16 protein-coding genes are annotated in these 12628 nt (G+C 48.7%); all 16 read left to right on the forward strand.

Features of this window, described 5'->3' with window-relative positions; genetic code table 11:
- Positions 1–456 precede the first annotated feature (456 nt).
- The 16 genes from Q4G98_RS07245 to Q4G98_RS07320 all read left to right on the forward strand — a co-directional run bounded on the left by Q4G98_RS07245 (position 457) and on the right by Q4G98_RS07320 (position 12623).
- Positions 457–588: a hypothetical protein gene (locus tag Q4G98_RS07245; RefSeq protein ID WP_021718763.1), complete on the forward strand. Its 132-nt coding sequence runs from the start codon at positions 457–459 to the stop codon at positions 586–588.
- Positions 589–596: 8 nt separating this feature from the next.
- Positions 597–1802 carry a Na+-transporting malonate decarboxylase, carboxybiotin decarboxylase subunit gene (madB, locus tag Q4G98_RS07250; RefSeq protein WP_177562370.1) on the forward strand — a complete coding sequence of 402 codons (1206 nt, stop codon included), beginning with the start codon at positions 597–599 and terminating at the stop codon, positions 1800–1802.
- A gap of 16 nt (positions 1803–1818) precedes the next feature.
- Positions 1819–2589: a biotin--[acetyl-CoA-carboxylase] ligase gene (locus tag Q4G98_RS07255; protein ID WP_298563002.1), complete on the forward strand. Its 771-nt coding sequence runs from the start codon at positions 1819–1821 to the stop codon at positions 2587–2589.
- Positions 2590–2616: 27 nt separating this feature from the next.
- Positions 2617–3054: a HutP family protein gene (locus tag Q4G98_RS07260; RefSeq protein WP_177562345.1), complete on the forward strand. Its 438-nt coding sequence runs from the start codon at positions 2617–2619 to the stop codon at positions 3052–3054.
- Between the two features lie 131 nt (positions 3055–3185).
- A complete protein-coding gene (gene mdcA / locus Q4G98_RS07265) occupies positions 3186–4859 on the forward strand; it encodes a malonate decarboxylase subunit alpha (RefSeq protein WP_293548541.1) in 1674 nt (557 codons plus the stop codon).
- A 15-nt stretch (positions 4860–4874) separates the two neighbouring features.
- Positions 4875–5201, forward strand: coding sequence for a malonate decarboxylase acyl carrier protein (gene mdcC / locus Q4G98_RS07270; protein WP_177562348.1), 327 nt, complete (start codon positions 4875–4877; stop codon positions 5199–5201).
- A 2-nt stretch (positions 5202–5203) separates the two neighbouring features.
- Positions 5204–6163 (forward strand): biotin-independent malonate decarboxylase subunit beta, encoded by a 960-nt coding sequence (locus Q4G98_RS07275; protein WP_298562999.1) that lies wholly within the window; start codon positions 5204–5206, stop codon positions 6161–6163.
- A 20-nt stretch (positions 6164–6183) separates the two neighbouring features.
- Entirely contained in the window at positions 6184–7074 is an 891-nt protein-coding gene (gene mdcE, locus Q4G98_RS07280; RefSeq protein WP_293548545.1) for a biotin-independent malonate decarboxylase subunit gamma, read from the forward strand.
- 11 nt (positions 7075–7085) lie between these two features.
- Positions 7086–8189 carry an acyl carrier protein gene (locus tag Q4G98_RS07285; RefSeq protein ID WP_298562997.1) on the forward strand — a complete coding sequence of 368 codons (1104 nt, stop codon included), beginning with the start codon at positions 7086–7088 and terminating at the stop codon, positions 8187–8189.
- Positions 8171–8857, forward strand: a complete 687-nt coding sequence (gene mdcG / locus Q4G98_RS07290; RefSeq protein ID WP_298562995.1) for a malonate decarboxylase holo-[acyl-carrier-protein] synthase — start codon at positions 8171–8173, stop codon at positions 8855–8857. Before Q4G98_RS07285 ends, mdcG begins: the two co-directional genes overlap by 19 nt.
- Before the next feature lie 3 nt (positions 8858–8860).
- Entirely contained in the window at positions 8861–9070 is a 210-nt protein-coding gene (locus Q4G98_RS07295) for an acetyl-CoA carboxylase biotin carboxyl carrier protein subunit (protein ID WP_298562993.1), read from the forward strand.
- 30 nt (positions 9071–9100) lie between these two features.
- Positions 9101–9310 carry an acetyl-CoA carboxylase biotin carboxyl carrier protein subunit gene (locus Q4G98_RS07300; protein ID WP_298562991.1) on the forward strand — a complete coding sequence of 70 codons (210 nt, stop codon included), beginning with the start codon at positions 9101–9103 and terminating at the stop codon, positions 9308–9310.
- Between the two features lie 86 nt (positions 9311–9396).
- On the forward strand, positions 9397–9768 hold the full coding sequence (gene madL, locus Q4G98_RS07305; protein ID WP_177561493.1) for a malonate transporter subunit MadL: 372 nt from the start codon (positions 9397–9399) through the stop codon (positions 9766–9768).
- Positions 9769–10539 carry a malonate transporter subunit MadM gene (gene madM, locus Q4G98_RS07310; protein ID WP_298562988.1) on the forward strand — a complete coding sequence of 257 codons (771 nt, stop codon included), beginning with the start codon at positions 9769–9771 and terminating at the stop codon, positions 10537–10539.
- Positions 10540–10569: 30 nt separating this feature from the next.
- Positions 10570–11523: a triphosphoribosyl-dephospho-CoA synthase gene (locus Q4G98_RS07315; RefSeq protein WP_298562987.1), complete on the forward strand. Its 954-nt coding sequence runs from the start codon at positions 10570–10572 to the stop codon at positions 11521–11523.
- Between the two features lie 140 nt (positions 11524–11663).
- The gene (locus Q4G98_RS07320) at positions 11664–12623 is read left to right on the forward strand and encodes an AEC family transporter (protein ID WP_298562985.1); all 960 of its coding nucleotides are present in this window, start codon (positions 11664–11666) and stop codon (positions 12621–12623) included.
- The last annotated feature ends 5 nt before the right edge of the window (positions 12624–12628 follow it).

The following is a 12628-nucleotide window of genomic DNA, read 5'->3' on the forward strand; positions in this document are numbered from 1 at the left end:
TATATTTTCCTGCCAAGAGGCTTTTTATGCTGTCCGTTCAATATGGGGCAGTTCAGAATAACGGTGCTTTATTAACGTGGTGAAAAAGAATGGCCCAAAAGGTACCAGTTGCAAGACAAGCGAAGAAAATTTTATTTTAGAACAGAAATGTCTTGCGGGGGGGGACGGATGTGGTATAATGATGGCAATAAAAGAGAACGTTTGATTTATCAAAAAACAAAAGTCATCTTGCAATAAATAAATGGCTGAGACAAGACAACGACGGAAGTCGATAGTATAAGCTGTCTTGAGAGAATTTGAGAGTAGATTTTTATTTGTTTTCTTCAAAAAACAACTGCAAAGTGGTGATAGAGAAATAGAGTTGTTCTATTTCTCTATTTTTTTTTACCATGATCGGTTATCCGGAAACCGTCAGTTGACATGGAGGAAAGAAAAGTTTGAAAGGGGTTTAAAGCAATGAATGTTTATGCGTATGCAGGATTTTCGTATCTGTTCACTGCGGCAATTTCGTTGTTTATGATTGGCGTAGTGGTATTGCTCAATAAATTGATGGGCAATAATAATTCTAATGGAGAAGGGATGGAATAAGGATGGAGATGGGTTTAGTAGCAACATTGTTTCCTGGTATTGCCAGTTTATTTGTGCAAGATCCGGTGATCGCCTGTGCGCGTATTTTTATGATTATCTTTGGTTTCGTCCTGGCCTATCTGGGGTTTAAAAGGACTTTAGAGCCTTTGATCATGGTGCCGATGGGTGTTGGTATGATCTGTATCAACTGCGGCGTACTTTTTTTAGATGGCGGTAAGCTGGGCACCCTGTTTCTGGATCCGCTTGTTTCAGAACCCGGCGCTCTGATGAATATCATGCAGATCAATTTTCTGCAGCCGATCTATAATTTGACCTTCAGCAACAGCCTGGTTGCCTGTCTGGTTTTCATGGGTATTGGTGCGATGTGTGAAATCGGTTTTATTTTAGCAAATCCCTGGACTTCCATCATTATTGCTATTTTTGCTGAAGCGGGCACCTTTGTTACGCTTATTCTGGGTGTCAATCTTGGTTTGACCCCGCCGGAAGCTGCTGCTGTTGCGTCTATCGGCGGCGCTGATGGGCCCATGGTCCTGTTTACTTCTTTAATGCTGGCGCCGGAGCTCTTTGTGCCGATCTCTGTTATTGCTTATCTGTATTTAAGCCTGACTTATGCCGGCTATCCGACCCTGGTAAAAATGCTGGTGCCGAAAAAGTACCGTGGTATCGATATCATTTTTGATGCTCCGGAAATTCCGAAAACCAAAAAATTTATTTTCATTTTAGTATGCTGCGCTCTGTTATGCATTTTACTGCCGATGGCAGCGCCGCTGATCATGTCCTTCTTCCTGGGCATGACGATCAAAGAGGCTGAAATCGTTCCTTACCAGGATCTGCTGGAGAACGTTATTCTTTATGCTGCAACTTTAATGCTGGGGCTTTTGCTTGGCACTTTATGCGAAGCTTCCACGCTGCTCAATCCCAAAGTTGCGCCGCTGATCGTTTTGGGCGTAGTAGCTTTGGCAGTATCCGGGGCTGTCGGGATTTTAGGCGGCTGGGTAGTTTATAAATTCAAAAAGGGTGATTTCAATCCGGTCGTTGGTATTGCCGGTATTTCCTGCGTACCGACTACGGCTAAGATCGCCCAGCATATAGCCGAAGATGAAGATCCGTTTGCTGTTATCATGCCGGTGGCAATGGGTGCTAATATCGGCGGCGTTATCGTTTCGGCGATCGCCTGCGGCGTTTTCATTTCGACGATCCATCTGGTTAAGTAAAATTTGAGGCGGTGCGATGAAGATGGCAGAAACCGGGACGATACTGCACAATCAAATACAGTATTATGAGGAATTGGCTTCTACCAATCTGAAAGCGCTGGAACTTGCGAAGCAGGGTGCGGCAGGAGGTACGGTCGTTGTTGCCGCCAGGCAAACTGCCGGACGAGGACGTATGCGGCGGAAATGGGAATCTCCGGAGGGGAAGGGATTATGGTTTTCCGTGATCCTCAGACCAACGATCGCTGCCGAATACTGCGCCCAGATAACGCTGCTTGCAGCCGTTGCGGCAGTTCAAGCTTTGCAGAGATTAACGAATAAGAATTTTTCTATAAAATGGCCCAATGATATCATGCTGGACGGTAAAAAAATCTGCGGTATTTTAGCGGAAATGGCGCTGGCTGCCGATGGCAGCATTGAGTATGCCGTTGTCGGTATTGGTATCAACATAAATATGTCTTCTGAAGATTTCGGAGCCCTGCTAACGGCGACTTCACTTTATCTGGCAACGGGCATCGAATACGAGCATGAACAGGTCCTCAAGGCGTTTCTGGATGAATTCAGCCTGCTTTACTCTCACTGGCACAGCTGCGGTTTTGCTTCGATCAGGCAAGCCTGGCTGGCAAACAGCTGTACTTTGGGACAGAAGGTGATTGTAAAGGACAATGATACAGAAATTTATTCCGGAACAGCGGAAGACATGGATGATTATGGTAGTTTGCTTGTACGAAATGCTGCGGGAAAAATCGAAAGCTTCGATTTTGGTGAAATAAGCATTCGCAGCTGCTGAGGTTGCAGTAAAGGGAGGATTTGAGAGATGGAAGCATTTTTGTTGGGTGAAAGTATTAAAAGCGTTGGCGTAGCGGCAATGCTGCTGGCGCTTACACGCACACTGAAAGATGAAGAAACGGCCAAAAGAGCGCTGACGGAAGCTGGTCATAAATTTGTGGTCACAGAGGTCGGCGGTAAAACATCTTATGATGATTTCCACGAAAAGGTCAATAGGGCCGTAATTGGCGCCAGTCTTAATTCAGGCATTATTGAAAAGACAGCTAATGATATCCATGCTTTGATCCATGCCACGGAAGAAGCTAAAAAAGGTATTTTAGTCAGCGTTTCCTCCAGTGCCAGCCTGGCTCTGAAAATAGCTGTCGTACGTGATACCGGCTGGCTGGCGGTAGCGTTGTTCGGTAAATCGGCTCTGCATTACATGACGAATCATGAACGGGCAGGGCTGGGAGTTATGCATATCTAGATACGGGTATAAGTGAATAGTGGCGAATGAGAGAACGAGCGCGCAGTTAACAGCTGTGCTTTGTTCTCTATTTTTTTTACCCGCATCTGGTATAGATGAAGCAGTTTTGTAATAAGAAAGGAGAGAATGTAATGGAGCTTAAAGGTATTACGCGTGAGTGGGATTCTTTAAAGAAAGACGCTGCGGCAAGAGCTGCGTCGGCTGCCCCTTACGTCAAAGAAGGAAAAATAGTTGATGCCAAAGATGCAGTAGCTTTGCTGGAGGCTGTTATCAAACCGGGCGATAAGGTCAATATCGAAGGCAACAACCAGAAACAGGCCGATTTTCTGGCGAAAGCACTTTGCCAGGTCGATCCTGCTAAAGTACACGACCTGCATATGGTACAGTCCGTTCTGACTTTGCCGGAACATCTGGATGTTTTTGAAAAAGGCATCGCTAAAAAGCTGGATATGTCCTTTTCAGGCCCGCAGGCAGGCCGGATTGCCGAATTTTTAAAGGAAGGCAAACTGGAACTGGGCGCTATCCATACCTATCTGGAACTGTATGGCCGTTATTTTGTAGATCTGACTCCGCGTGTCGCATTGATCGCGGCCACGAAAGCCGACCGTCATGGCAACCTGTTTACCGGGTTCAGCACAGAAGATACGCCGGCGATCGTAGAAGCTACTAAATTCCGTCAGGGTATCGTTATTGCGCAGGTCAACGAGATCGTAGACGAGCTGCCGCGTGTCGATATTCCCGGCGACTGGGTCGATTATGTTATCCAGTCTCCGAAACCGTTTTACATCGAACCGCTCTTTACCCGCGATCCGGCACTGATTACCGATGCCCAGGTTTTGAAGGGCATGATGGCGATCAAAGGTATCTATGGAGAGTATGGTATCAAAAGCCTGAACCATGGTATCGGTTTTGATACGGCTGCGATCGAATTATTGCTGCCGACTTATGGTGAGGAACTGGGCCTGAAAGGCAAGATCTGCACCAACTTTATTTTGAACCCGCATCCTTCGATGATCCCGGCTATTGAAAGCGGCTGGGTCGAATCTATCCACTGCTTCGGTGGTGAATTGGGCATGGATGAGTATGTTGCTGCCCGCAGTGATATTTTCTTTGTCGGTCCTGACGGATCGATGCGTTCCAACCGTGCTTTTTCACAGACTGCAGGTCATTATGCGATCGATATGTTTATCGGCGGCACACTGCAGATCGATCCTTACGGCAACAGCTCGACGGCTACGGCCAATCGTGTGGCAGGCTTCGGCGGCGCCCCGAATATGGGCTGCGATCCTAAAGGCCGTCGTCATTCTTCGGAAGCGTGGCTTAAATGCGGTGAAGAATACGGCGTTAAGGAAGCCATGTGGGGGCCGGTACACCGCGGTAAACGGCTGGTCGTACAGCTGGCGGAAACCTTCCGCGAAAAGCTGGCGCCTGGCTTCGTAGAAGAACTGGATGCTTTTGCTTTGGCTAAAAACGCTAATCTGCCGATCGAACCGGTCATGATCTACGGCGATGACCTGACCCATATCATTACCGAGGAAGGTATCGCATACCTGCATAAATGCAGAAATATGGAAGAACGTACTGCCGCTATCCGCGGTATCGCGGGCTTTACCGAAGTCGGCATGAAGGCTGACCCGAAAGAAACCCTGCGTCTGCGTGATCTTGGTGTGATCAAGACTGCCGATGATCTGGGCATTGATATGAGCAGAGCTAACCGTTCCATGCTGGCGGCTAAAAATGTACATGACCTGGTAGTTTGGTCGAAAGGTCTGTATAATCCGCCTGCTAAATTCAGAAACTGGTAAGAGGAGGAGATTAACGTGGCATTACAGGTTTTGGAATTTGAATTTAAATCTGCCGCAACTCAGGAAATAGCTAAGGAATGGTCGCATCTTGGTGTGACCGGTTCCGGCGATCTGGAAGTACTGATGGAAAAAAAGGCTTTGAACGGCGGCGTTAAAGCCAAAGTAGTTACTCCTGTGAAAGGCTTTGATGCGGTTTGGGAAAAAATGCTCGGTAAATTTGTTGCTGATACAGGTGTTGGTAATGTCAGTATCGAGATCAACGATGACAATGCTACACCGATCGTAGTTTATATGAGATTGCGCCAGGCACTGGCAGAAGCTACTGCAAAGGAGGCTGAATGATTATGAAAAAATGGACTGAGCTTGAAAACAGCAGCTTCTTTGACGCTAATGCCCGTGAACGTGCTTTGGGCATGGTCGATGAAGGAACCTTTACGGAGTTTTTAAATCCGCTGGACCGTTATTGCAGCCCGCATCTGCCGGTATTGGGAACGGCTGTGGAATTTGATGACGGTACTGTCTGCGGTGTGGGCCTTTTGGGCAAGCATCCTGTTTTTGTAGTATCAATGGAAGGTAAGTTTATTGGCGGCGCTATCGGTGAAGTCAACGGCGGTAAAATGGTCGCGACCATTCGCCTGGCCTTGAAGGCTGCTGCCGATATCAAAGCCAAATATCCTGAGGAATATGCCGCAAGGCGTCCGCTGGTCGCTGTTTCTTTTGAAACCGGCGGTGTACGTCTGCACGAAGCTAATGCCGGTCTTTTGGCTCATGCCGAAGTTATGGATGCCTTCCAGGACTGCCGCGGTATCGTCCCGGTAGTGGCTGTTGTTGGCAGCAAAGTTGGCTGCTTTGGCGGTATGGGGTTTGTCGCTGCGGCTACCGACGTTATCGTGATGAACGAAGAAGGCCGTATCGGCCTGACCGGCCCGGAAGTAATCGAACAGGAAATGGGCAAAGACGAATTTGACGCTTCCAACAAAGCTTTGGTTTACCGGACTACCGGCGCTAAGCATAAATATATTATTCAGGACTGCAACTATCTGGTCGAAGATAAGATCGGCGAATTCCATAAAACCCTGGCGGAAGTGGCTGAGATCCCGATGGCAGAGATCGAAAAAATGCGCCGCATCGGTTCGTTGAAGCTGGTCCAGGAGCAACAGGAGCTGGTGAAGCTGGTCGGAGATATGCAACCGAAGGATTCGATGGATCTGTGGAAGTACTATGGCAACGAAGATCCGGCAGCTCTGCCTGAAATGACGACTGCGGAATTCCTCAAAGTAGTAAAACGCAGAGTACGCGCTTAAGGAAAAGGAGGAACATGAACATGGAAGAATTGGACAACACTATGATAGGTCGCGGCCGCGACGCTATCGATATGATCATCGATAAAGATTCCTTCCAGGAAAACATCATCGACGGTTACAGCTTCGACCCTGATTATGGCCCCGGTTCCGTCGTCGGTACGGCGAAACTGGACGGCAAACTGACTACGATCATCGCTAATGACGCGATGGCTTTTAACGACAGATTTCCTGTTGTTTTCGGCGGCGTCATCGGTCTTGAGGAAGGTTATAAAATGGCAACGGCTGTTTACCGGACGCTGGAAGCCGACAAGGATAAACCACTGGCAGAAAAACGCGCCATCGTTTTGATCGTTGATACCCCTGGTAACGGCCCTGGCAAAATGGAAGAAATCGCCGGTATGAATAAATCTACAGGCGGTTATCAGCTGGCTTTGGCTGAAGCACGTAAAGCAGGGCATCCGATCGTGGCTATGGTCATCGGCCGTGCTATTTCCGGCGCTTTCCTGTGTCACGGCCTGCAGGCTGACCATATTCTGGCTCTTTCCAAAGATTTCGGCACTATGATCCATGTTATGCCGCTGACTTCTATCGCCCGTATTACCAAAATGGACATCGAACGCCTGGAAGAGCTTTCTACCAGCAATCCTGTTTTTGCAGCCGGTGTTGATTTCTTTTATAAGCTGGGCGGCGTGCAGGAAATCGTCAACCAGGTTGAAGATATGCGCGCGGTCATTATCAAACATATCGACGAAGTTGCCAAATTAAAGGCAGAGGGCAAAGGCGAATTGCTCGGTCCCTGGGGCAGAGGTATTTTAGGCAATGAACGCGGCGGCCGCACTCACAGAATGGAAGCTATCGCCAAGGTCAACGCAGAATTTGCCGCTGTGGAAGATAAATATATCAACGCCTGAGGAGAATGCAGATGAACAGCTTGCTTCAGGAAATAAGTATGCTGGTCGAAGATTTCGGCTCGGCGCCCAGGCTGGAGGAGATGCCCAAGCGCACTTTGGCGGATAAAGGTATTGCGGGGCCGACAGCGGCTCATGTGATCGAAGAAGTACATACGCCTTTGAATCTGGCTTATCTCACGTTTACCACTGGTACCTCGGCGTTTCAGAATATCGTCGGCGTTACCTATGCGGAGCTGCCGGCCCGCATCAAAGCTTCCTTCAGGATTTTGGAGCGAGCCGGGCTGAAACGCGGCGATAAGGTACTGGTTACCTACCCGCCGCTGGTCAATGTTTTTTCCGGGCAGGCCTTAAAGGAGTTCGGCTTGGAATGGTCGTTTTTAGTACGTTCCAGCCGCGACGCCTTTCTGGCGGCGCTGTACAAAGAGCAGCCTACCGCTGTGGTTGGGGAATCGGCATTTTTGCGGGCGGCACTGGCAGACGCTGAAAATATGGGCGTTGCCGGAGACTTGCCGCAAGGCATCAAGCTGCTGACCGCCGGCACGCCGCTGGATCTGGAATTATTACCGGTGGCTGCAAAAATCCTGCAGGCAGAAGTACATGATTTGTATGGCTGTCAGGAAATCGGCTGGCTGGCTATGGATGGCATCCCGGTCAGAGACGATATTGAACTGGTACCGACCGCGTCTAAGGGCGGGCAGCAATATTATGAACTGATAGCAGGCGGGCTGCCGATGGGTGACAGCTTTCCCTGTTCAGAATCGGGGCATATCTGTAATAAAGACGGCAAGATCATTACTTACCGCAGGGAACGGACTTATCCGGAGTATGAAGTGATCGTGAAAGCGACGACGCTGGCTTCAGCCGTTACCCTAAACAGAGTAGCCCGCAGTATCCTGCGCATCAAGGGACGGATCGTCAAGGTCTGTCCCGAAGTGCAGGTCAATGCCGGCCAGACGGTGCTGGAACTGCGTGGCGATCCCGTGGCCGGGATCAAGGTAGCTCCCGTTACCATCACCGGACCGGTGCAAACGGAATTTTTTGACAGCATGGTACAGGCACAGCTTGATTATCAGCAAAACAGTAAGGCGGATCCCGTATGGACAAAACGCAGTTAAAACGGCATGATCTGGTTTATCCAGGCAGTGCCGGCAGAAAAAGGCTGCAGCAGATATTCCTGCACGAGCTGACAGGGGAAAAGGCATTTTTAGCGGCGGATATTTTCCGTGCGGACAGCGTTATTCCCGGGATCGTCAGACGTGCGGAAGATGTTGCAGCAGAGATGATCCCCGTAGGCTTCGTTCATCCGCAGTTATGCGGCGGCAGGCGTCTGCGGCTGGCCGCAGAGTTAAAAGTGAGCGAGGCAGTTCAAGTGCAGCGGCCCTATGAACTGGCGGCAGCAAGCTTCACAGCGGCTACTGACTGTCTGGCGGCAGCACAGGCCGTATGCGCTTATGCTGCCGGGCAGCAGATCAGGCTGGGTATTTTAGGCTCGGCGGGACTGGAAATAGCGACCGGGCTGCCTTTTACCAACAGTGATTCTGATCTGGACTTGCTGGTAACAGGTTTGTCGTTGGAGCGGCTGCAGGAATTCTATGCAGAGCTGCAGGCTATCGGCAGGAAGTTTCAGGTGGATATCGATCTGGAAACGGAGCTTGCTAACGGTTATGGTATTAAAACGGCTGAATTATTTCAGCCGACGCAGACAGTTTTAGGTAAGGGTCTGCAGGATGTACAAATATTAAAGAAAGAGACAGTTTTGGAAATACTGTCACAGGAGGCATAAATCATGGAAATCAAATCCCGCGTACCCGGTAAGATCGTTCGTTTTGAAAAAGAGGTAGGAGACAGCGTTGAAGTTAAAGATGTGCTGGTAGTAATGGAAGCAATGAAAATGAAACAACTGGTACCGTCCCCGGTGGCCGGCGTCGTCAAGGAGTACAAAGTACAGCCCGGCGACCGCGTCAGTGCCGGTCAGGTCGTTGCCATAGTTGAATAAAGACAAACTAATTTAAGGAGATGTTGAATCATGGAAATTAAATCCCGCGTACCCGGTAAGATCGTTCGTTTTGAAAAACAGGTAGGAGACAGCGTTGAAGTCAAAGACGTCCTGATCGTAATGGAAGCAATGAAAATGAAACAACTGGTACCGTCCCCGGTAGCCGGCGTCGTCAAAGAGTACAAAGTACAGCCCGGCGACCGCGTCAGTGCCGGTCAGGTTGTTGCCATAGTTGAATAAGTAAATTTTTACCGTTGCCTTTAGTTGTTTCGCTCCCCCTGAGCGGGGAGCGATAATAAAAAATTGTACTAAGGTGGTGTAATCTCATGGCTATATATGGAGTTGCTTTATTGGCGGCATGTTATATTGTCGGTATTGTTCTGGGTGATATGTTTGGTGCCATCGTAGGGGTAAAAGCCAATGTTGGCGGCGTAGGTTTTGCTATGCTTTTCCTGATCCTTTTGTCTAATCATGGTATAGACCATGGCTGGCTCGATAAAAAATCTCAGGAGGGCATTGCTTTCTGGAGTGCCATGTATATTCCGATCGTCGTAGCGATGAGTTCTATTCAAAATGTAGTAGCGGCTCTTTCCGGCGGCGCTTTGGCTATCGGGTCGGGACTTGTAGGTGTAGCGGTTGCCTTTGTATTGATTCCCGTCATTTCTAAATTAGGCGGCTCGAAAGGCGAGGTGAAATAAATGGATATCGTTGCTATTACTGCGAAAGTATTTAAATCGAATGGTTTGGTTTTTGCTTTTATGCTGATTGGTATCATTACTTTGATTACCTACAAGCTTTCTGCTCTGACCAAAGGCAAGATCCATGGTTCTGCCATCGCTATTTTTGCTGGTCTGATTTTAGCTTATATCGGCGGTATTACTACCGGCGGCTCGAAAGGTCTGGCAAGTATTCCGATGTTTGCCGGCGTTGGTATGATGGGCGGCGGGATGTTCCGTGATTTTGCTATCGTATCCACCGCTTTTGGCGCGGATCTGCGTGAAATCAAAAAATGCGGTATGGTTGGTGTCGTATCACTTTTGATGGGCGTACTCAGTTCTTTTGTTGTTGGCTGCGTGATGGCCTATTTTATGGGTTATCCTGACGTAGTTTCCATGGTTACAGTTGGTGCAGGTGTTTGTACGTTCGTTGTCGGGCCGGTAACGGGTGCTGCTTTGGGTGCTTCCTCTGATGTAATTGCCATCTCGATTGCAGCCGGTGTTGTTAAATCTGTTGCAGTTATGATTTTGACACCGTTTGTTAAAAATATCGTTGGTTTGAATAACCCTCAGGCGGCTATGATTTATGGCGGTTTGATGGGAACATCTTCTGGCGTAGCTGCAGGTTTGGCGGCAGTTGATGCTAAACTGGTGCCTTATGGCGCTATGACTGCTACATTCTATACTGGTACGGGCTGTTTGTTGTGCCCTTCCATTCTTTATTTGGCTACTAAAGCCATTATGGGTGCTTAAAAGTTATTTTGGCAGAAAGCAGGTGCAGCGATGTATGATCCCCAGGCTAAAAAATTAAATGGGCAAAGTGCGTTTAAGGAAATAGTAGTAGAGATTTCAGCCCGCCAGCTTTCTGCTAAATCTGAAGCTTTACAGCAAATGAGTCTGTTTTTGACGCAGGCTGTTTTTATGGAAGTCTGTGCCCATCCCAAACCGGGACTGGTTACCCGTCATAGTAACGGTGCGCATACGGATATGAGTATTTTGACTTTTGCCGCCGGTTCTGCGGTTTTGGCAAAAGCTTTCACTGATTTACAGGTTTTAGGAATGAACCATACCGGTGATTATCGGGAATTATTTGCCAAAGTCAGGCAGTATGGCGTTAGTGCGGAGCAGGAACTGCTGCGCGTGACGAAAGGCGTCAATACCCAAAGGGGTATTTTATTCGCCGGCGGGTTAATGGCTGCGGCTGCAGGGGCGGCTCTGAATAAAGGGCTGGACAGTGGCTCGCTGTGTTCGATCGTGGCAGAGATGACGCAGGGTCTGGTAGTGAAAGAGCTGGCAGGATTGCAGGCAGACCGGCCTTTGACGGCAGGAGAAAAACTATATCAGACTTATGGCATCACGGGTATCCGCGGGGAAGTGGAAGCAGGGTTTCCCAGTGTACGCCAGGCAGGGCTGCCGGGTTTAAAGGAAGCTTTTGCCCGGGGGGCATGCTTGAACGACGCTTTGATACATGCTTTATTAAATTTAATGACTGTCGTGCAGGATTCTAATGTCATCTGGCGCGGCGGTTATGAGAAGCTGCCGTTTGTGCAGCAGCGCGCCAAAGCTATTCTGGCGCAGGGCAGTGTTTTTACTGCTGCGGGACAACGCCTGCTGGCAGAAAGCGAAGCAGTTTTCAGGGCCGAGCGAATCAGTCCGGGCGGCAGTGCCGATCTGCTGTCTGTTACAGCAGCTTTATATTTAGTTGAAAACAAGGAATTCCCTGTGGCGATTATTTAGGACAGGTCGCCGGGGAAGAGATCAGATAGATGTTTACTGCTTCCGGCATAGAAGATGTGCTTATGCCATTCCTCCATCAAGCAAAATAAGGCCCGTTCACCGGGCCTTATTTTGCTTCAACAGCAGAAAAGAGGTGTCATATGGAATTTGTTTTAAAAGCGCTGGAAGGTATCTTCAGTATTGTTTTTATTATTGGTATCGGATTTGTTTTAAGCAGACGCGGCTGGTTTGACGAGTACAGTAGCGCACTGATCGCCAGACTGGTGACTGCTGTTTCTTTACCCTTGTATATGATCGTCAGTATCAGTAAAAATTTTGACCACAATAAGCTTGTGGCCATGGCTCCTGATCTGCTGCTGCCGATCTGTTCTATGCTGCTGGCCTTTATTGTCGGCAAACTGGCCGCCCGTATTTTTAAAATCAAAAAAGAGCGCCGCGGTATTTTCTGCACTAATTTTTTTATTGCCAATACCATGTTTATTGGCTTGCCGGTCAATCTGGCGTTGTTCGGCGAAAAAAGCATCCCTGCGGTCATGCTTTATTATATGGTCAATACAACCTTTTTCTGGACTTTAGGTGTACATAATATCGTGCAGGATACGCTGGCGCATACGAAGAACAAACCGGCGTTTTTTTCGCCGACAGCGCTGAAGAAAATTTTTTCGCCGCCGCTGGCAGGCTTCATTATCGGTATCATACTGGTCTTACTGGATTGGCAGCTGCCGCATTTTTTAATGAACAGCTTTCAATATGTGGGCAATCTGACGACGCCTTTGTCACTGGTCTTTATTGGCATCGAAATGAGCAAAATACCTCTGGGGGAGATCGGCTTTGATAAAGAACTGCTGCTGGGTGTTGCCGGGCGCTTTCTGGTTTGTCCCCTGTGCGTTTTGGTTTTAGTACCGTTATTGCCGGTAACCACGCTGTCAGCGCAGGTCTTTACCATGCAGGCGACGATGCCGGCTATGACGCAGATGGCGATCGTAGCGAAAACCTATGGCGCTGATTCTGCTTACGCGGCGACGCTGAGCTTTTTAACGGTGCTGCTGGGGATCATTGTAGTGCCTGCGTATATGACTTTAGTCAGTCTTTATTTATAGGGGAG

Origin of the sequence: uncultured Phascolarctobacterium sp., from assembly GCF_958349595.1 — a bacterium.
GTDB lineage: Bacteria > Bacillota > Negativicutes > Acidaminococcales > Acidaminococcaceae > Phascolarctobacterium.

What these genes read in the sequence shown, in the direction of transcription:
- Q4G98_RS07245 (WP_021718763.1), top strand. Translation starts at nt 457, where the DNA reads ATGAATGTTTATGCGTATGCAGGATTTTCGTATCTGTTCACTGCGGCA.
- madB (WP_177562370.1), top strand. Translation starts at nt 597, where the DNA reads ATGGGTTTAGTAGCAACATTGTTTCCTGGTATTGCCAGTTTATTTGTG.
- Q4G98_RS07255 (WP_298563002.1), top strand. Translation starts at nt 1,819, where the DNA reads ATGAAGATGGCAGAAACCGGGACGATACTGCACAATCAAATACAGTAT.
- Q4G98_RS07260 (WP_177562345.1), top strand. Translation starts at nt 2,617, where the DNA reads ATGGAAGCATTTTTGTTGGGTGAAAGTATTAAAAGCGTTGGCGTAGCG.
- mdcA (WP_293548541.1), top strand. Translation starts at nt 3,186, where the DNA reads ATGGAGCTTAAAGGTATTACGCGTGAGTGGGATTCTTTAAAGAAAGAC.
- Q4G98_RS07275 (WP_298562999.1), top strand. Translation starts at nt 5,204, where the DNA reads ATGAAAAAATGGACTGAGCTTGAAAACAGCAGCTTCTTTGACGCTAAT.
- mdcE (WP_293548545.1), top strand. Translation starts at nt 6,184, where the DNA reads ATGGAAGAATTGGACAACACTATGATAGGTCGCGGCCGCGACGCTATC.
- Q4G98_RS07285 (WP_298562997.1), top strand. Translation starts at nt 7,086, where the DNA reads ATGAACAGCTTGCTTCAGGAAATAAGTATGCTGGTCGAAGATTTCGGC.
- mdcG (WP_298562995.1), top strand. Translation starts at nt 8,171, where the DNA reads ATGGACAAAACGCAGTTAAAACGGCATGATCTGGTTTATCCAGGCAGT.
- Q4G98_RS07295 (WP_298562993.1), top strand. Translation starts at nt 8,861, where the DNA reads ATGGAAATCAAATCCCGCGTACCCGGTAAGATCGTTCGTTTTGAAAAA.
- Q4G98_RS07300 (WP_298562991.1), top strand. Translation starts at nt 9,101, where the DNA reads ATGGAAATTAAATCCCGCGTACCCGGTAAGATCGTTCGTTTTGAAAAA.
- madL (WP_177561493.1), top strand. Translation starts at nt 9,397, where the DNA reads ATGGCTATATATGGAGTTGCTTTATTGGCGGCATGTTATATTGTCGGT.
- madM (WP_298562988.1), top strand. Translation starts at nt 9,769, where the DNA reads ATGGATATCGTTGCTATTACTGCGAAAGTATTTAAATCGAATGGTTTG.
- Q4G98_RS07315 (WP_298562987.1), top strand. Translation starts at nt 10,570, where the DNA reads ATGTATGATCCCCAGGCTAAAAAATTAAATGGGCAAAGTGCGTTTAAG.
- Q4G98_RS07320 (WP_298562985.1), top strand. Translation starts at nt 11,664, where the DNA reads ATGGAATTTGTTTTAAAAGCGCTGGAAGGTATCTTCAGTATTGTTTTT.